General features: G+C 75.0%; 15 protein-coding genes. 1 reads left to right on the top strand and 14 read right to left on the bottom strand.

Going from position 1 to position 18,676, the window contains the following annotated elements; translation table 11 throughout:
- Nucleotide 1: 1 nt before the first annotated feature.
- From ACH9D3_RS00465 to ftsY, 12 genes are all read right to left on the bottom strand, one after another.
- Nucleotides 2–247 carry an RNA-binding protein gene (locus ACH9D3_RS00465; protein ID WP_396400595.1) on the bottom strand — a complete coding sequence of 82 codons (246 nt, stop codon included), beginning with the start codon at nt 245–247 and terminating at the stop codon, nt 2–4.
- Between the two features lie 2 nt (nt 248–249).
- A complete protein-coding gene (gene rpsP / locus ACH9D3_RS00460; protein ID WP_396400596.1) occupies nt 250–684 on the bottom strand; it encodes a 30S ribosomal protein S16 in 435 nt (144 codons plus the stop codon).
- A 184-nt stretch (nt 685–868) separates the two neighbouring features.
- A complete protein-coding gene (locus tag ACH9D3_RS00455; RefSeq protein ID WP_396409451.1) occupies nt 869–2,050 on the bottom strand; it encodes an ABC transporter permease in 1,182 nt (393 codons plus the stop codon).
- On the bottom strand, nt 2,047–2,988 hold the full coding sequence (locus tag ACH9D3_RS00450) for an ATP-binding cassette domain-containing protein (RefSeq protein WP_396409450.1): 942 nt from the start codon (nt 2,986–2,988) through the stop codon (nt 2,047–2,049). The genes ACH9D3_RS00455 and ACH9D3_RS00450 overlap by 4 nt, the downstream gene beginning before the upstream one ends.
- A 165-nt stretch (nt 2,989–3,153) precedes the next feature.
- Complete coding sequence (locus tag ACH9D3_RS00445) at nt 3,154–3,828, bottom strand: response regulator (RefSeq protein ID WP_396400599.1); 675 nt, start codon at nt 3,826–3,828, stop codon at nt 3,154–3,156.
- Nucleotides 3,825–5,303 (bottom strand): histidine kinase, encoded by a 1,479-nt coding sequence (locus tag ACH9D3_RS00440; RefSeq protein WP_396409449.1) that lies wholly within the window; start codon nt 5,301–5,303, stop codon nt 3,825–3,827. Before ACH9D3_RS00440 ends, ACH9D3_RS00445 begins: the two co-directional genes overlap by 4 nt.
- Nucleotides 5,304–5,367: 64 nt before the next feature.
- On the bottom strand, nt 5,368–6,675 hold the full coding sequence (locus ACH9D3_RS00435; RefSeq protein ID WP_396409448.1) for a hypothetical protein: 1,308 nt from the start codon (nt 6,673–6,675) through the stop codon (nt 5,368–5,370).
- 70 nt (nt 6,676–6,745) lie between these two features.
- Entirely contained in the window at nt 6,746–7,231 is a 486-nt protein-coding gene (locus ACH9D3_RS00430; RefSeq protein WP_396400602.1) for an NUDIX domain-containing protein, read from the bottom strand.
- A 7-nt stretch (nt 7,232–7,238) separates the two neighbouring features.
- Nucleotides 7,239–8,825 (bottom strand): signal recognition particle protein, encoded by a 1,587-nt coding sequence (ffh, locus tag ACH9D3_RS00425; protein WP_396409447.1) that lies wholly within the window; start codon nt 8,823–8,825, stop codon nt 7,239–7,241.
- A 200-nt stretch (nt 8,826–9,025) separates the two neighbouring features.
- Nucleotides 9,026–9,364, bottom strand: a complete 339-nt coding sequence (locus ACH9D3_RS00420; RefSeq protein ID WP_396400604.1) for a P-II family nitrogen regulator — start codon at nt 9,362–9,364, stop codon at nt 9,026–9,028.
- Nucleotides 9,365–9,415: 51 nt separating this feature from the next.
- Nucleotides 9,416–10,729 carry an ammonium transporter gene (locus ACH9D3_RS00415; RefSeq protein WP_396409446.1) on the bottom strand — a complete coding sequence of 438 codons (1,314 nt, stop codon included), beginning with the start codon at nt 10,727–10,729 and terminating at the stop codon, nt 9,416–9,418.
- A gap of 209 nt (nt 10,730–10,938) precedes the next feature.
- Entirely contained in the window at nt 10,939–12,084 is a 1,146-nt protein-coding gene (gene ftsY / locus ACH9D3_RS00410; protein ID WP_396400606.1) for a signal recognition particle-docking protein FtsY, read from the bottom strand.
- Nucleotides 12,085–12,168: 84 nt separating this feature from the next.
- Here ftsY and ACH9D3_RS00405 point away from each other — a divergent pair, with 84 nt between their 5' ends.
- A complete protein-coding gene (locus ACH9D3_RS00405) occupies nt 12,169–13,401 on the top strand; it encodes an MFS transporter (protein ID WP_396400607.1) in 1,233 nt (410 codons plus the stop codon).
- Here the strand turns inward: ACH9D3_RS00405 and ACH9D3_RS00400 are convergent.
- Nucleotides 13,398–14,810, bottom strand: a complete 1,413-nt coding sequence (locus tag ACH9D3_RS00400) for a hypothetical protein (RefSeq protein WP_396409445.1) — start codon at nt 14,808–14,810, stop codon at nt 13,398–13,400. The two genes, ACH9D3_RS00405 and ACH9D3_RS00400, sit on opposite strands and share 4 nt — an antisense overlap.
- A 99-nt stretch (nt 14,811–14,909) precedes the next feature.
- Nucleotides 14,910–18,590, bottom strand: a complete 3,681-nt coding sequence (smc, locus tag ACH9D3_RS00395) for a chromosome segregation protein SMC (protein ID WP_396409444.1) — start codon at nt 18,588–18,590, stop codon at nt 14,910–14,912.
- Nucleotides 18,591–18,676 lie beyond the last annotated feature (86 nt).

Here is an 18,676-nt window from a genome sequence, read left to right as displayed (position 1 = left end):
CTCAGCGGGCGTGGCGGTCGGTGTCGACGACGTCGATCCGGACCTGGCCGTCCTCGGCGAGCGCGCCGACGACGGTGCGCAGCGCCCTGGCCGTGCGGCCCTGGCGGCCGATGACCCGGCCGAGGTCGTCCGGGTGCACCCGGACCTCGAGGGTCTCCGACCGGCGCCCGCTCTTGAGCCGGACGTCGACGTCATCGGGGCTGTCCACGATTCCGCGGACGAGGTGCTCCAACGCGTCGGCGAGCACGACTACTCGGCCTTCTCGGCGTCAGCCGCGGGGGCGTCGTCGGACTCGGCGGCGGGGGCGGCGGGCTCGGCCTTCTCGCCCTTGGGGGTGATCGCCTCGGGGACGATCACGGAGCCCTTGTCGGGAGCGACGAACTCGGTCTTGGCCTCGGGCCGGCGCAGGGTGCCCTCGGCGCCCTCCTCGCCCTTGAACCGCTGCCAGTCGCCGGTCACCTTCAGGATGGCGGCGACGGCCTCGGACGGCTGGGCACCGACGCCTAGCCAGTACTGGGCCCGGTCCGGGACGACCTCGATGTAGGAGGGGTGCTCGGTCGGGTGGTACTTGCCGATCTCCTCGATGACGCGGCCGTCGCGCTTCTTGCGGGAGTCGACGACGACGACGCGGTAACGGGGATCGCGCATCTTGCCCATGCGCTTGAGACGGATCTTAACAGCCACTGGTGTGGACTCTCCTGGTTCTTGGATGCGGTGAACGCCCTGGTCTCGCTCCCGTGGGGCGGGCCGTTCGCAGGGGTTGCGTGGACACGAGAAACGTGCGGCGAGAGGGACCGCACGCATCGAGTACCCGTCCAGTATGCCAGATGCCGTCAAGTCCGGCGTCCTGCGGCGCACGGTGGCCGGCTCACTGCTCGAGGCGGGCGGCCTCCCGCCACGTGAGGGAGCGTCCGCCCTGGAACACGGCGCGCTGGTAGATCCGCTCCCCGAGGCGCAGCAGCACCCAGGCCGCGGCGAGCGCGACCGCGAGGGAGAGCACGGGCTGCCACCACGCCACGCCGCCGTCCAGCATCCGGACGGGCATCGCCACCGAGGAGACGACCGGCACGAAGGACGCGGCCGTGAGCCACGCCCCCTCGGCGTAGAGGCCCACGAGGAGGGCGCCGATGAGCACGGTCAGGATCGGCCCGGTGCTCGTCTGGAGGTCCTCGGAGCGGGAGGCCAGGGAGCCGAGGACCGCCCACACGGAGGCCTGTGCCGCGAAGCCCGCCACGAAGAACGCCACGAACCAGCCGGAGGCCGCGAGGATCCAGCCGACGTCCGCCGCGACGCCCGTGACGTTGACCCCGAGCAGCCCGACCGCGGCGTAGAGCCCGATCTGCCCGAACGCGAGCAGCGAGTTGCCGAGCACCTTGCCGTAGAGCAGCTGCCGGACCGGGACGGCGGTGGCCAGGATCTCCACCACCCGGTTCTGCTTCTCCTCGAGCACGGAGTTGGCGATGGCCATGCCGAAGAGGATGGCGGCCAGGTAGAACAGGAACGCGAAGACGAAGCCCATGAGGAGCCGTGCCGGGCCGCGGTCCTGCCCGCCCGCCAGCAGCTCGGTGCGCACCTCGGCGCCCTCGGTCAGCTCCTCTGCGGTCGTGCCGGCGGCCCTGGCGTTGGCCGCGAGCGTCGCCTCGGTCACCGCCCGGTCGAGGACCCGGGCGAGCGCGGGGTCGACGCCGTCCTTGCCGACCACCGTCCAGCCGTCGAGCCCGCGCAGCAGCGCGGCGTCGGCGGTCTCCTCGGCCACGGCCCGGCGGGCCGCGTCCGGGGACGGCGCGGCGTGGACGGTGAGGGTGTCGTCGCCGTCCTCGGACAGCGCCTGCGCGGCCCGGGCGGTGACGGGTGCGGCCTCGGGAGCGGCGGTGGCCAGGACGTGGTCGGTGGCGCGGCCGCCGAACAGGGCGGACGCGCCGATGGACACCGCCACGAGGAGCACCGTGACCACGGTCGAGAGCAGGAAGGACCGGTCGCGCAGCTTGACGGAGATCTCCCGGGCCGTGACGATCCACCACGGGCGGGCCACCGGCGGGCGCGCGCTCATCGGGTGACCTCGCGGTAGACGTCGGACAGGGCGGGCACGATCTCGGCGAACTCGAGGAGACCGCGGGGCACGGCCGCCTCGAGGACCCGGCGGCGGGCGTCGTCGTCGGCGAGCTCCAGCACCGCGGCCGGCCCGTCGACGTCGACGACGCGCACGCCCGGCACGTCCCGCACCCAGCCGGCGTCCTGCTCGCAGCGGATCCGGTGCCGGCGGGGTCCCGTGCGGCGCAGGTCGTCGGCCGTGCCGGAGGCCAGGACACGACCGCCGGAGAGGACGACCAGGGAGTCGCAGAGCCGGTCGACGAGGTCGAGCTGGTGGCTCGAGAAGAGCACGGGCACCCCCTGGGCCATCCGCTCGCGCAGCAGCTCGACCATGGAGTCCACCGCCACGGGGTCCAGCCCGGAGAACGGCTCGTCCAGGACCAGCGCTGCCGGCCCGTGCAGGAGCGCGGCGGCGACCTGCACCCGCTGCTGGTTGCCGAGGGAGAGCGACTCCAGCTTGTCCTTCCCCCGCCCGCCCAGACCGAAGCGCTCGAGCAGCCGCCCGGCCTCCGCGAGGGCGTCCGCGCGGTCCATGCCGTGGAGCCGGCCGAGATAGCCGAGCTGGTCGAGCACCGGCTGCTTGGGGTAGAGACCCCGCTCCTCGGGCATGTACCCGAAGCCGGCCCGGTCCGCCGCGGTCGCGGGCCGGCCGTCCCACAGGACCTCGCCGGCGGAGACGCGCAGCACGCCCATCAGCATCCGCATGGTCGTGGTCTTGCCCGCCCCGTTGGCGCCGACGAAGCCCGTCATCCGGCCGGGCTCGACCCGGAAGGACACGTCCTGGACCACCGCCCGGCCGCCGAAGGAGCGGCTCAGGCCCCGCGCCTCGAGGACGTGCCCCCCGGGGGTGCTCCGGTAGCGGGTGGTGGTCGCCGCAGGTCTGGTGCTGGTGCTCATGGGCCCGGGGTCCTCTCGGCCGGTGCGTCCTCCCGCCGGGTGCCGGGCGGCTCGTGCGTCCAGCCTACGAACGCCGCGGCCCCGGGGGATCCCCACCCGGGCGGAGTGCGGGCGCCCCGGGCCGGGGCCGCGGCCCGGCACCCTCCGCCCCGGGGTGGAACCGGCTCAGCCGACCAGACCGGCCCGGTGGGCGAAGACGACCGCCTGCACCCGGTCCCGGGAGCCCGTCTTGGCGAGGATGTTGGACACGTGGGTCTTGACGGTGGCGGACCCGAGGAACAGGCGCTGGGCGATTTCCGCGTTGGACAGCCCGTCCGAGACCAGCCGCAGCACCTCGTGCTCCCGCTCGGTGAGGGAGTCGACGATGCGCCGCTGCTCGGGGTCGGCCGGTGCGGGGTCGGGCTCCGGGGCGGCGGCCGGGGCGTCCGCGGTCAGGGCCCGGATGACGCGCAGCGTGGCCTCGGGGGCGAGCAGCGCGTGGCCCCCCGCGACGGCGCGCACGGCCTCCACGAGGTCGTCCGGGTCGGCGTTCTTCAGGAGGAACCCGCTCGCCCCGGCGGCCAGCGCGTCGAAGAGGTAGTCCTCCCGGTCGAACGTGGTGACGATGACGACCCGGGCGCACCCCGTCCCGACGATCCGGCGGGTGGCCTCGATCCCGTCCATCACGGGCATCTGCACGTCGAGCAGCGCGACGTCGACCTCCCGGTCGCGGGCGGCGGCGACGGCCCCGGCGCCGTCGGAGGCCTGCGCCACGACCTCGATGTCGTCCTCCACGGACAGGACCATGGCGAAGCCGGAGCGCACGAGGGCGTGGTCGTCGGCGAGCAGGACGCGGATCATGCCTCCGATCCTCGCAGAGTCCTGCTCCCGGCGTCGACGGCGGTGTGCGCGGCACCCCCTGCGGTCCCGTCGAGGGGCAGGGGGCAGCGGGTGCGGACCCGCCAGCCGGGCCGTCCCGAGCGCGGTCCGATCTCCGCCTCCCCGCCGTGCAGGCGGACGCGTTCGCGCAGGCCCTGGAGCCCGAACCCGGTCCCCGCCGTGCCGGGACGGGGCGAGCCGTCGTCGAGCACCTCGAGCTCGACCCACGGCCCGGCGGGACCGCGACCGGTGCGCAGGGTGACGGACGCCGTGGCGGCCGTGGAGTGGCGGATCACGTTGGCCAGGGACTCCTGGGCGCAGCGGAAGACCGACAGCCCGAGCGCCGGCGGGACCCTGTCCAGGTCACCGGGGACGGCCTCGACCGTGCGGACGTCCACCGCGAGCCCGTTGTCGGCGTGCCGGCGGGCCAGCGCCGCGATGTCGGCGAGACCGGGATCGGGTCGGCGCCCGGCCGCGGAGCTGCGCCCGCCGGATCCCGCGGGCCCCTCCTCGTCCCCGGCGCGCAGGACGCCGAGCAGCTGGCGCATCTCCCCCACCGCGGTCCGGCTGGACTCCTCGATGGTGCGCAGGGCGGTGCTGGCGGCGGCCGGGTCCCGGTCCAGGACCTTGCGCGCGGCCCCCGCCTGGATGCCGATCACGGACACGTGGTGGGCGACGACGTCGTGCAGCTCCCGGGCGATGCGCAGCCGCTCGTCGACGACGGCGCGGCGGGCGATCTCCGCCGACTGCTCCCGGATCCGCTGCGCCTGGACCGTCAGGCGGTGCTGCTGCAGCGCGGCCCGCCACGAGGCGCGTCCGGCGAGCACCGCCCCGCCGAAGTAGACGACGTTGACGAGGAGGATGAACGCGCCGTAGGAGGGGAGCTGGGGCAGCGGCCCGTCGACCTCGCCCACCCCCTCGAGGTAGTCGGCGTAGGCGTTGGTGACGGTGAACGCGCTCAGCAGCCACAGACTCATGGTCCCCACCACCACGGACATCGCGACCCACAGGGCCTGCCGGTCGCGCGACCAGGCGACGGCCGCGTAGAGGGCCGCGAAGTAGGCGCCCTGGAAGGGCAGCGTCACGGCGGCCGTGGGGCTCGCGTAGGTCAGGCCCAGGAAGAGCGCGGACGAGGCGACCACGACGGGCAACGGGTAGCGGCGGCGCACGGCGAGGGGCACCACGATGAGCACGGTGCTGAGGTAGTACCGCCAGGGCTCGTCGCCCTCCGCGAGTCCCGCGTAGCTGTGCAGCAGCACGGACGCCAGGAGTGCGACGGCCAGGAAGCAGACGGCCGCGAGCACGTCGTTGCGCCGCTGGGCCGCCGTGGGCGCGGGCCGGGACCAGAACGGGTCCTCGGGGTCGTTCAACCAGGCGGTGACGCGCTCGGGGAGCGGCCCCCGCGGGGCGCCGGCGGCCGGGTCGGTGTCCGGTTCCGTGGTGGTTCTGAAGTGCACGCCTCCACGCTAGCCCGGAGGGGGCGCGGTGCGGCTCCGCCGTCCGGGGGAGAGTCCGCGGCGCTCAGCCGCGGTGCAGGCCGAAGAAGCGGCGCAGCCGGGCCCGCGAGCCCGGGGCGGCGGACGGCTCCGGCAGCAGGGTGGTGGGTCCGTCCGCCGGGGACCGCTCCTCGCCGCGCCGACGGCGCGCGCCGCGCAGGGCGGCGTAGTACGCGCTCTCGGCGGCGGCATCGGCCAGCAGGGCCGCGGAGAGGGTCCCGAGCACGCGGGCCCCGGCCCCGCCCCGGCGCGCGGCCCCCGCGAGTCCCACCCCGAGCGCGGTCTCGGTGCCCGCGACCGCCAGCAGGAGCTCGGGCCGGCGGACGAGGGCGCGCTGGTACCGCGCGAACAGTCCGTCGCCCGTCGGCTCCGTGGTCATCCCCCGCAGCAGGGCGGAGCCCACGCCCGTGGGCTCGTAGTGCTCGGCCTCCGCCGTGCCCACGAGCTCGCGGCGGCCCTCCACGACCTTGGCGGCCAGCACGGGCAGGCCCAGCAGCTGCAGGACGGACTCCAGGACCAGGTCGGAGGAGTCCGCGAGCACGTAGTTGCGCAGCCGGTTGGTCTGGGCGGGGTCGAGGTCGAAGACGGAGGCCACGGACTCGATCTGCAGGTCGGAGGTGCCGCCGGAGCACAGCCGGACGAGATCGCGCTCGAAGCGGGCGGCCGGGGTCTCCCCGGCCTCGTCGGCCACCCCGCCGGCGGGGTGCCACTCCGGGCCCCACTCGAGGGCGCACACGGCGTCGGCCGCCTCGAGGTCGGTGACGGCCGCGGGGTCCTCCCCGGCGAGCAGGACCTCGAAGGAGCGGGTGGCCCCGTCCGAGGACAGCGCCACCGCGGTCTCGGCGAGACCCGTGCGCACGGCCCAGAAGTCGACCTCGGCGTCGAAGACGACCACGGACCAGCCCTGGCGGGACACGGCGGTGAACCCGGTGCCGGACAGCGCCGCCAGCACGGGCAGCTCGGGGGCGTCGAGCCGCACGAGCAGGACCCGGCGCAGGCCGGGGTGCTCGGACCGCAGCTGCTGCCCGGTCGCTTGGGAGAGCGTCGCCGAGAGCTCGTCGAGGGTGCACCCCGGTTCCACGGATCCGTCCTCGGCGGCCCGCGCCAGCCGGCCCGCGGCGTCGGCGAGGAACATCAGCTGCGTGGCCTCGGGGCCCTCCGCGCAGGCGCCGATCAGGTGGTGGTCGGAGATGACCCTGCGCATGCCGTCGCACGAGGGCCGCTGCCCGGAGTCGTCGGAGGTGGCGGCCTCCGTCGCGCACAGCACCGTGGCGGGGACCAGGTCCCACGTGGAGGTGGGGGATGCGATGTCGTCGGCGGGGAGTGAGGTCATGGCGCCCATGCTACGCCGTCGCCCCGGCCGGTCCCGGGGCCGGGAACGGCCCTCCGAGGCGTCGCCCCGGTCAGCGGGGCCCGTCGACGAGCTCGGCCGTGCTGCCGTCCCCGAGCGCGGCGAGTCCCGCCCGCAGGCGGCGGGCCAGCGCGGGCCGCAGGTACCCCTCCAGCTCCTCGGGGGCCGTCCAGCGGTGGCTGAGCAGCTCCTCCTCCTGGATCGTGATGGGCGTGTCGGCGTCGATCACGCCGCCGTCGTAGACGAAGGAGACGGAGTCCCCCCACAGGCCCATGGCCACCCCGTGGTGGACGACGAGGAGCCGGCCCTCGGGCAGGTGCAGGCCGACCTCCTCGACGACCTCGCGGAAGCACCCCGTGCGGGGGTCCTCCCCGGCCTCGACGGTGCCACCGGGCACGGTCCAGTCGGACTTGTAGTTGGGCTCCACGAGCAGCACGCGGCCGGCGGGGTCCCGGATGAGGGCCTCCGCGGCGAGCCGGCGGGTCGGCAGGGAGTCCACGAACTGCTTCAGCTCGGTCTCGGACAGGTAGGAGTTCACGGCGCGGTCACTGCCCCAGGAACTTCTCGAAGCCCTTGGGCAGGTTCAGCTCGGCCGGGTCGGGCCGGTCCTGGGCGGCGCCGAACGCCGACCCGGCGGGCGCCTTCTGCTGGCGCTGCTGCTCGAGGGCCGCGTTCTCCTGCGCCCGCTTGGCGGGGTTGCCGGAGCGCGAGCCGCTCTTCTTCTTCGCCGCGCCCTTGCCCTTGCCCTTCTTGGCCGGCCCGCCCGTCGCGGGCATCCCGGGGATGCCGGCCGGCATGCCGGGCACGCCCTTGCCCTGCGCCAGGCGCTTCATCATCTTCTGCGCCTGGGTGAAGCGCTCCATGAGCTGGTTCACCTCGGAGACGGTCACCCCCGAGCCCTTCGCGATGCGGGCGCGCCGGGAGCCGTTGATGATCTTCGGGGCGACCCGCTCGTGCGGGGTCATGGACCGGACGATGGCCTCGACGCGGTCGATCTCGCGCTCGTCGAAGTTCTCCAGCTGCTCGCGCATGCCGGCGGCGCCGGGCATCATCATGAGCATCTTCTTCATCGACCCCATCTTGCGCAGCTGCTGCATCTGGGCGAGGAAGTCCTCGAAGGTGAAGTCCTCCTGGTCGGTGAACTTCCGGGCCATCTTCTCGGCCTCGTCACGGTCCCACTGCTTCTCGGCCTGCTCGATCAGCGTGAGGACGTCGCCCATGTCGAGGATGCGGGACGCCATGCGGTCCGGGTGGAACTGCTCGAAGTCGTCGACGCCCTCGCCGGTGGACGCGAACATGATGGGCTTGCCGGTCACCGAGGCCACGGACAGCGCGGCGCCGCCGCGCGCGTCGCCGTCGAGCTTGGACAGGACCACCCCCGTGAAGTCGACGCCCTCGTTGAAGGCCTGCGCCGTGTTGACGGCGTCCTGGCCGACCATCGCGTCGATGACGAAGAGGACCTCGTCGGGGCGGACGGCGTCGCGGATGTCGCGGGCCTGCTCCATGAGGGCCTCGTCGATGCCGAGCCGGCCGGCGGTGTCGACGATGACCACGTCGTGCAGCCGCGCGCGGGCCTGGGCCACGCCGTCCCGGGCGACCTGCACCGGGTCCCCCGTGGGGTCGTCGGACTCGGACGTGGTGCCCGGGTGGGGGGCGTAGACCGGCACCCCGGCGCGCCCGCCCACGACCTGGAGCTGGGTGACCGCGTTGGGCCGCTGCAGGTCCGAGGCCACGAGCAGCGGGCGGTGCCCCTGGCCCTTGAGCCACTTGCCGAGCTTGCCGGCCAGGGTGGTCTTGCCGGCGCCCTGGAGGCCCGCGAGCATGATGATCGTGGGACCGGTCTTGGCCATCCGGATCCGGCGGGTCTGACCGCCGAGGATGTTCTGCAGCTCCTCGTTGACGATCTTCACGACCTGCTGGCCGGGGTTCAGCGCCTCGGAGACCTCGAGCCCGAGGGCGCGCTCCTTGACCGCGGCGGTGAACTCGCGCACGACCGGCACGGCGACGTCGGCGTCGAGCAGGGCGCGGCGGATCTCCCGCACGGTGGCGTCGACGTCCGCCTCGGTCAGGCGGCCCTTGCCTTTGAGGTTCTTGAAGGTGGCGGTCAACCGGTCGGACAGTGAATTGAACACGGGTCGAAAGCTGCTTTCGTCGAGGGAGGCGGCCGGTGCGCCGCGGTCTGCGCCGCGGCCCGCGGTCCGGCCCGGTGTGACGGGTCAATGTCCCAGGTTAGCAACTCCGGACGGTGCCGGGCCCGCCGCCCGCCGTCGACGGCGCACGACGACGGCCGGTCCCCCCGCGCTGGAGGGGACCGGCCGTCGCGAGGGTGGGCTCAGAGCGCCGTCTCGTCGCGCTCGCCCGTGCGCACCCGCACGGCCTGGTGCACGTCGGTGACCCAGACCTTGCCGTCACCGGCGCGGCCGGTGTTGGCGGAGGAGACGATGACGTCGACGATGTCGGTGGCCTGGTGGTTGTCCACGAGGATCTCGACCCGGACCTTCTCGAGCAGGTCCACCGTGTACTCCGCCCCGCGGTAGACCTCGGTGTGCCCGCGCTGCTGCCCGTAGCCGTGCACGTTCTGGACCGTCATGCCCTGGACGCCGTAGGCCTCGAGCGCGGACTTGATGTCCTTGAACTTCTCGGGGCGCACGATCGCGGTGACGAGTTTCATGGGAGAACTGCCTTTCGTGAGGATGGGATGCTTCGGCGGCCGCCGCACGGCTCAGCTGTGCACCGGCTCGGAGCGGCCGGGCTCGAAGGTCGAGGCGTCCGCCCCGGCGGTGTGCCGGCCCGGGTTGAAGGAGCCGGTGGCGTCACCGGCGAGCGCGTAGCCGGACTCGGCGTGCTGCGTGATGTCGATGCCGTCGATCTCGTCCCGCTCGGTGATCCGGAAGCCGATCGTCCTGTCGATCACGAGGGCGATGACGAGGGTGAGCACGGCGCAGTAGACGACCGAGACGAGCACCGCCACCACCTGGGTGAGCAGCAGGCCGAAGCCGCCGCCGTAGAACAGCCCGGCCGTGCCCTCGGAGGGCAGCGCCACGAAGCCCAGCGCCACGGTGCCGACGATGCCGGAGACCAGGTGCACGCCGATGACGTCCAGGGAGTCGTCCATGCGCATCCGGTACTTGAGGCCCACGGCGAGCGCCGAGCAGATGCCGGCCACGAAGCCGATCCCGATCGCCCAGACCGGGGAGACATTGGCGCAGGCCGGGGTGATGGCCACCAGCCCGGCCACCACGCCGGAGGCGGCGCCGAGGGACGTGGCGTGCTTGTCGCGGATCAGCTCGGTGAGCAGCCAGCCCAGCATCGCGGCGGACGGCGCCACCAGGGTGTTGATCCAGATGAGCCCGGCCTGCTCCGCGGTGCCGGCGGCACCGGCGTTGAAGGCGAACCAGCCGAACCACAGGATCGCGGCCCCGAGCATCACGAGCGGCAGGTTGTGCGGGCGCTGGCTCGGGTCCTTGCCGAAGCCCTGGCGGGCGCCGACGATGAGGATGAGGACGAGTGCGGCGACACCGGCGTTGATGTGCACCACGAGACCGCCGGCGAAGTCGATGGCCTCCCCGAGCGCGGAGCCCACGGCGCCGTCCTCGGTGAGCAGACCGCCGCCCCAGACCATGTAGGCCAGCGGGGCGTAGACGAGCGTGGCCCAGACGGGCACGAACACGGCCCAGGCGCCGAACTTGGCCCGGTCGGCGATCGCCCCGGAGATCAGCGCGACGGTGATGATGGCGAAGGTCCCGCCGTAGGCCGCGCCGAGCAGGTCCTCGGTGCCCATGATGTCGCCCAGGGCGAAGGACGGCACGGGGCTGCCCGTGACACCGCCCAGCAGCGGGTCGCCGCCGCTCATCGAGAAGCCCCACAGGACCCAGACGATGGAGACCATGGCGATGGAGATGAAGCTCATCATCATCATGTTGAGGACGCCCTTGGCGCGGGTCATTCCTCCGTAGAACAGGGCCAGGCCAGGGGTCATGAAGAAGACCAGGGCGGCTGCGACGATCGTCCACACGTGTCCGGCTGTGATTTCCACGATGTGCACCTCTCTCTCAGGATGGGTTCGGTCACCGGTGCCACTGGCCCGTTCCCCGAGGGGCCGTCCGGTGCTCACCGTTCCCTGTCGAGTCTCCGAGAGAGTTGTTTCGTCCACCGCCGCGGCGGGTTGCGGACATGTTTCACGCCCGCCGCAATGGTTACGCGTGCGTAAACTGCGGCGGGCGTGTGGGCGGTTGGGGGGACGGATCAGTCGAGCAGGGCGTCCACGAAGCTCTCGGGGTCGAAGGGCGCCAGGTCGTCCGGCCCCTCGCCCAGGCCGATCAGCTTGACGGGCACCCCGAGGCTCTTCTGGATGGCCACCACGATGCCGCCCTTGGCGGTGCCGTCCAGCTTGGTGAGGACGATGCCGGTGACGTCGACGACCTCCGCGAAGACCCGGGCCTGGGTCAGGCCGTTCTGCCCGGTGGTCGCGTCGATGACGAGCAGCACCTCGTCGACCGTGGCGGCCTTCTCCACGACCCGCTTGATCTTCCCGAGCTGCTCCATCAGGCCCGCCTTGTTCTGCAGCCGGCCGGCGGTGTCGATCATGACGACGTCCACCTCCTGCTCGATCCCGGCGGTCACGGCGACGTAGGCGACGGAGGCGGGGTCGGCCCCCTCGACGTCGGAGCGCACGGTGGGCACGCCCACCCGGGCGCCCCACGTGGAGAGCTGGTCGGCGGCCGCGGCGCGGAAGGTGTCCGCGGCGCCGAGCAGCACGTCCTTGTCCTCGGCCACGAGCACGCGCGCCAGCTTGCCCACGGTGGTGGTCTTGCCCACGCCGTTGACACCCACGACGAGGACGACGGCGGGGAGCGGCCCCTTGCGGTCCACGGCCAGGGACCGGTCCATCGACGGGTCGACCAGGGCGACGAGCTCCTCCCGGAGCATGGCCTTCACGTGGGCGGGGTCGTCGGTGCCCTCGACCTTGACCCGGCGCTGGAGGGCCTCCACGAGGTCCATGGACGCGTCCGTGCCGAGGTCGGCGAGGAGCAGCGTCTCCTCGATCTCGTCCCACGTGTCCTGGTCGATGCGGTCGCGCGAGAGCAGGGCCAGCAGGCCCTTGCCGAAGACGTTGTTGGACCGGGCCAGCCGCCCGCGCAGCCGCGCCATCCGGGACGCGGCCGACTCGGGCCGGTCGAGGGCCGGCCGGGTGTCTGCGGGCCGGACCGGGGCGGTGCCGGGCTCCAGGTCCCCCGGGGCCGTGACGGGACCGCCCTCGGCGTCGTCGGGATCCCGGGTGGAGGGGTAGCCGCCGCGGGGCGCCTTGGGCCCGCGCAGCAGGACCAGGCCGAGCAGTCCGAGGACCACGACGGCGATGAGCACGTATGCGAGAACGGGTATCGAATCCACGCCGCCCACCCTCTCACACCGCCCCGGTTCCCGGACCGGTGGCCGCGGGGCCCGGGGGTCCGCCCGGGGTCCTAGACTCGACGGGTGCCCCTTCAGCCCGCAGCCGCCGCGTCCGGCCGTGACCGCGTCCCCCAGCAGATCACGGTGCTCATCGCCGCCGCCTTCGTCATCGCGATCGGCTACGGGATCGTGGCCCCCGTGCTCCCCCAGTTCGCGGCGACCTTCGGCGTCGGCGTGGCCGCCGCCTCGGCCGTGGTCAGCGTCTTCGCCGTGGCCCGCCTCCTCTTCGCGCCGGCCGGCGGGCAGATCCTGAACCGGATCGGTGAGCGTCCGACCTACGTGACCGGGGTCCTCATCGTCGCGGTGTCCTCGGCCGCCACCGCGTTCGCGCAGACCTACTGGCAGCTGCTGCTGTTCCGCGGCCTCGGCGGGATCGGCTCGGTGATGTTCACGATCTCCGCGATGGGACTGATCGTGCGGCTGGCCCCGCCGCGCATGCGCGGCCGGGTCTCGGGCTACTACGCCTCGGCGTTCCTGGTCGGCGGGGTGCTCGGTCCCGTGGTCGGCGGGCTGCTCGCCGGCTTCGGCATGCAGGTGCCGTTCCTGATCTACGCGGTGTCGCTGCTCGTGGCCGTGGCCGTGGTGCACTTCCGGCTCAAGGACGAGGTGCTCGGCGCCGGGCGGGACCGCCGGGACCAGCCGGTCATGACCGTGGCCGAGGCGACCCAGGTCGGGGCCTACCGCTCCGCCCTCGTCTCGAGCTTCGCCAACGGCTGGACCGCCCACGGCATCCGGGTGGCGCTCGTGCCGCTGTTCGCGGTCGCCGTGCTCGGCGCCGGTCCGGCCGTGGCCGGACTGGCCCTCGCGGTCTACGCCGCGGGCAACGCGCTGGCCCTGCCGGTCACGGGCCGGCTCACGGACCGGTTCGGGCGCAAGCCGCTCGTGCTCTCCGGTCTCGTGGTGAACGGGGTCGCGACCATGGGACTGGGCCTGGTCCACGACGTCCCGTGGTTCGTGGTCCTCTCGCTCGTGGCCGGGATGGGCTCCGGGACGCTGAACCCGGGTCAGCAGGCCACCGTGGCCGACGTCATCGGACCGGACCGGGCCGGCGGGCCGGTGCTCGCCCGGTTCCAGATGAGCGCGGACGCGGGGCAGATCCTGGGGCCCGTGGTCGCCGGTGGACTGGCCGACGCAGCGGGCTTCGGCTGGGCCTTCGGAGTCTCGGGGGCGATCATGCTGCTGGCCGCCGGCGCCTGGCTGCCGGTGCGGGACACGATGGAACGGCCTGACGCCCTGGCCGCCCGCGCTCCCCGCTAGGCCTGGTGCGGGGCTCGCCGCCAGACGTCGGCGACCCCCGGTGCGGCCTCGCGGGCGAACCGGTCGACCTCCTCGACCGTGAGCGCGGGCGGCAGCGGGTGCCGCCCGGGCAGGGCCTCGAAGGATGCGGCGAAGCGCAGCGTGGCGCCCGTGTCCAACGGATGTCTCTGCCGGTCCACCCCCACCAGCCCGCCGTGCCGGAGGGCGTGGCGCCGCGCGATCTCCTCCCAGCGTGCGGCCGGCACCACTCCGGGCGACTCGATCCCGTGGGAGAACACGTTGACGTGGATGTCCCGGTAGGGCGGGGCGCTCTCCAGATAGCGCTCCAGCTCGGTGCGGGACGGGTCGGTGTTGAAGCGGCTCCAGAAGGGCACGGAGCCCGTGCGCAGCACCGACAGCGGGTCCCACTGGACGTAGGACTCCACCAGCAGGCGGTCGTCGGGGACGCCCAGCCGCCGGTACCACCACCGGTGCAGCTCCGCCGCGAAGGCGCTCTGCTGCTGGGGCTCGGAGGAGGTCAGACGCCGGAGGCCGTAGCCGGCTCGGGCGGCCAGCGCGGCCACGTCCTCGCCGAGCGCCGGGTCCCAGCCCCACTCGCCCTCGGCCCGGCGGGCGTCCGCGGACGGCGGGTCCCACCGGCGCGCCCGAGCGTTCTCGTGGGCCAGGAACTCGGCGATGCGGTCCCCGGAGCGGTGGTACTCCTCCTCCGGCACACCGCCCAGGCCGCCGAACTGGAACCACGTCCGCTCGGCCACCTCGTGCACGCGCCAGGTGCGGGTGTTCTCGACCTGGACGACCGTGGCGCCCTCGGCGAGCCGCCGGAGGAGGAAGCGCTCGTAGACGGGACCCAGGGCGAGCCGCTTGAGCCGCAGGTAGGCCATGGCCCGCAGCATGGTCCGGTCCTGGGCGGGGTCGTGCATGTGGTAGACGGCCAGCCGCGGGTTGCGGGCCGCGAGCCCGCTGCTGACGGGCGCGAGGGCGCGCATCGCCGCGACGGGGTCGTCGGTGTCGTCCGCGAGGTGCCGGACCGCGCCCAGGGTGGTCTGCGGCAGGAAGGGCGCGCCCAGCGCCGCCGCGAGGTGCACTGCCGCCCCGCTGACGGAGCCGACCACGACGGCGGGGAACGGGCCGGGGCCGTAGTGCCGCACCACCCACTCGTCGAGGTCGTCGGCGGTCAGGTCGCGGAGCCGGCGCACCGGCATCCCCTGGAGCAGGCCCGTGACCCGGTAGACGGCGGCCCGGAACCGCTCGGGCGGCAGCGTCGCCAGCCGGCCGAGGGCCCGGCTGCTGGGTCCGACCGAGAGCCCGCCGTGCCCCTCCCCGGCGAGGAAGCCGCCGACGGCGCGGACCCCGTTGACCGACGAGTCGGCGTCGACGAGGAAACGGGCGGCCGTTCCGGTGCGGGGCATGCGCGGCTCATCTCCGTGGGCAGGTGCCCGGAGCGGTCCCGGGCTGGCCCCAGCGTAGCCGAGCCGCGCGGCACGGCACCGGCGGAGCGCCTGCTCGGCTCAGCGCAGCTCGGCGAGCCGCTGCCCGACGACGGTGGTCACGCCGTCCCCGCGCATCGCCACCCCGTAGAGGGCGTCGGCGATCTCCATGGTCCGCTTCTGGTGGGTGATGATGATCAGCTGGGAGGTCTCCTGCAGCTGGCGGAAGATGCCCAGCAGGCGCCCGAGGTTGCGGTCGTCGAGGGCCGCCTCGACCTCGTCCATGACATAGAAGGGCGAGGGGCGCGCCTTGAAGATCGCCACGAGGAGTGCGATCGCCGTCAGCGACCGCTCCCCGCCGGAGAGCAGGGAGAGCCGCTTGATCTTCTTGCCGGCGGGGCGCGCCTCGACGTCGATCCCCGTGGTCAGCATGTCCGTGGGGTCGGTGAGGCGCAGCCGGCCCTCGCCCCCGGGGAACAGGGCGGCGAAGACGCCCTCGAACTGCCGGGCGGTGTCGGCGTAGGCCTCGGCGAAGACCCGCTCCACGTGCTCGTCGACCTCGCGGAGGATGCTGCGCAGGTCCTGCCGGGACCGCTTGAGGTCCTCGAGCTGCTCGGCGAGGAACCGGTGACGCTCCTCGAGGGCCGCGAACTCCTCCAGCGCCAGCGGGTTCACCCGCCCCAGGGAGGCCAGCTCCTTCTCGGCTCGGCGCAGCCTCGCCTCCTGCTCGGCGCGCACGAACGGAGCGCCCTCGACGGCGTCGACCGGGGCGACCTGGTCGCCGTCGGACGCCGAGCGCGCGGTGTCCGCGCGTCCGGCCTCCTGCGGCGCTCCGTCAGCAGGACCGGCGTCGGGGATGGGCAGGTGCGGCCCGTAGTGCTCCACGAGCGCGTCGGGGGTGAGTCCGAGCTCCTCGAGCGAGCGGTCCTCCAGCGCCTGGATCCGGGACCGCTGCTGGGTGCGGGCCAGCTCGTCCCGGTGGACGGCGCCGGTGAGCTCGGCGAGCCGGGCGGCGAGCCGGTCGTTGGCCCCGCGCAGGTCCGTCAGCTCCGCGTCCAGACCCGCCCGGACCGCCTCGGCCCGGTCCCGTGCTCCGGCGGCGGCCGCGGCGGACCCCGCGGCGAGCCCGAGCAGCTGCTCCGCGGCGGCGAGCACCGCCTCGGCGTTGCGGGCCTGGAGCCGGCGGCGCCGGGCCCGGCGCTCGGCCTCGTCCCGCGCCCGGCGCTCCGCGGCGGCGGCCCGTTCCTGGGACGCCGCCCGGTTGCCGAGGGCCCGGGCCTGCTCCTCGAGGGAGCGCAGGGCCAGCCGGGCCTCGGTCTCGGCGGTGCGGGCCGCCGTGGCCGCCCGGTGCAGCTCGTCGCGGCGGGCTGCCGCCTCGAGCTGCGCGGCCTCGGTGTCCTCCTCGCCGTGCTGCTCGGCGGTCCGGAGGCGCTCGGCGACCTCGTGCAGACGCTCCTGCTCCCGGCCCAGGTGCTGGCGCGCGGCCGCCACCTGCTCGTCGAAGCGCCGGGTCTCCGCCTCGGCGGAGTCCATGACGGCCCGGACGCGGGAGAGCTCCGCCGCGGCACGGTCCGCCGCGCGCTCGGCGGCGCGCAGGGCCGCCGCGGACTCCTCCGCGTCCCGGCGGGTGGCGTCCCGCGCCCCGGACGCCGCGCGGGCCGCGGCACGCGCGTCCTCGAGGGCGGTGGCGAGCTCGGCCCGCTCCGCCTCGGCGCGCTCGGCCGCGGCACGGGTCTCGAGCGTGCCGGCCGCCTCCGCGGCCCCGCCCCAGGCGCTGCTGCCCGTGAACACGTCGCCGTCCCGGGTCACGGCGGTCAGCTCGGGCCGGTCCGCCACGACCCGGGCCGCCGTGGCGGCGTCCTCCGTGAGCACGGTCCCCGCCAGCAGCGCCCGGACGGCGGCCGCGCCGCGCCGGACGTCGTCGGCGGCGGCCCCTCGGCCGGCGCCCTCCTCCCGGCCGACGGCCTCCTCCCGGCCGGCGCGCAGGACGGCGCCGGCCGGGCGGACCCCCGGCCGGTCGGGGAGCGGCGGCGCGGGCCGCGCGGACCCGTCCCCCGCCACCAGGAGGTGCACGCGCCCCACGCCGTCCGCCCGCAGGGCGTCGAACACGGAGACGGCGGCGCCGTGGGAGCGCACGGCGAGGCCCTCGGCGTAGGGACCCATGGCGGCCGTCACCGCCCGCTCCCAGCCGGGCTCGACGTCGACGAGGTCGGTCACGGCGCCGAGCACGGCCTCGGCGTGCCGGTCCCGGACGGCCGCGGAGCCGTCGGGCTGGCGCAGGGCGGCACGCAGCGTCTCGGCGCGGGCGCGCTGGGCGTCGTGGGCCCGCAGCAGCTCCTGGGCCGCGGCCTCGGCCGCCCGGGCCGCGGTGCGGGCGTCGGCGTCGGCGGCGGCGACCTCCTCGTGCCGCGCGCGTGCCTGCTCGGCCGCGCCCGCGGCGTCCTGGGCGGCGAGGCCGAGGCTGTCGGTCTCGGCGCCGGCCCGCTCCCGGCGCCGCCCGGCGTCCGCGTGGGTGGTGTGCAGGCGGGAGAGCTCGTTCTCCGCCGCCTCGACCCGGGACCGGGCCGCCGAGACCGCCCCGGTGAGCCGGGCCGTGCCCTCCCGCCGGTCGGCGGCCGCGCGGAGCAGGCCCGTGACCACGCCGTCCTGGGCCCGCGCGGCGGCCTCGGCGTCCTCGCGCTCCTGGATGGCCTCGGCGAGGGCGTCGGTGGCGTCCTCGACCTGCTCGAGGAGCCGGTGCTGCTCCGCACGGGTGCGGACCGCCTGGGCGTCGAGCCGGGCCGGGTCCCGGCCCGCCTCGGCGGGCTCGGCGGCGGTCCCCAGCAGGCGGCGCCGCTCGGCGGCGAGCGAGGCCAGGGACCGGTAGCGCTCCTGCACGGCGGTGAGCTGGTACCACGTGTCCCGGGCGGCGTTCAGGGCCGGTGTGGCCCGGGCGGCGCGGGCCTCGACGTCGGCCTGACGGGCGCGGCCGGCGTCGAGCGCCCGCTCGGCGTCCGCCCGCTCCGCGCGCATCCGGCGCTCGGCGTCCTCGTCGACGGCGAGCTCGGTGCGGGCCCGCACGAGGTCGTCGGCCAGCAGCCGGGCCCGGGCGTCCCGGACCTCGTGCTGGATCCGCCGGGCCCGGCGGGCCGTCCTCGCCTGCCGCCCGAGCGGGGTGAGCTGCCGGCGGATCTCCGCGGTGAGGTCCTCGAGCCGGTCGAGGTTCGCCTGCATGGCCTCGAGCTTGCGCAGCGTCCGCTCCTTGCGACGGCGGTGCTTGAGGATCCCGGAGGCCTCCTCGACGAAGCCGCGGCGCTCCTCCGGGGTGGCGTGCAGGATCCGGTCGAGCTGGCCCTGGCCCACGATCACGTGCATCTCGCGGCCCAGCCCGGAGTCGGAGAGCAGCTCCTGGATGTCGAGCAGCCGGCACGGCCGGCCGTTGACCGCGTACTCGGAGCCCCCCGAGCGGAAGAGCGTGCGCGAGATCGTGACCTCGGCGTACTCGATGGGCAGGGCGCCGTCGGCGTTGTCGATGGTCAGCGACACGTGGGCGCGCCCGAGCGGGGCCCGGCCGGCGGTGCCGGCGAAGATGACGTCCTCCATCTTGCCGCCGCGCAGGGACTTCGCCCCCTGCTCCCCCATGACCCACGCCAGGGCGTCGACCACGTTGGACTTGCCCGAGCCGTTGGGCCCGACGACGGCGGTCACCCCGGGCTCGAACTCGAAGGTCGTGGCCGAGGCGAACGACTTGAACCCCCGCACGGTCAGGGTCTTCAGGTGCACGGGTCGCCGGTCTCCTGGGTGGGGGTGTCGAGGGTCGCCCCCACTGTACCCGGGGGCCCGGACGCCGTCGGGGTGGCCGGGATCCC

This window comes from Kocuria kalidii (genome assembly GCF_044462225.1).
Classification (GTDB): Bacteria; Actinomycetota; Actinomycetes; order Actinomycetales; family Micrococcaceae; genus Kocuria; species Kocuria kalidii.
This window is presented reverse-complemented; position numbering and strand designations above follow the sequence as displayed.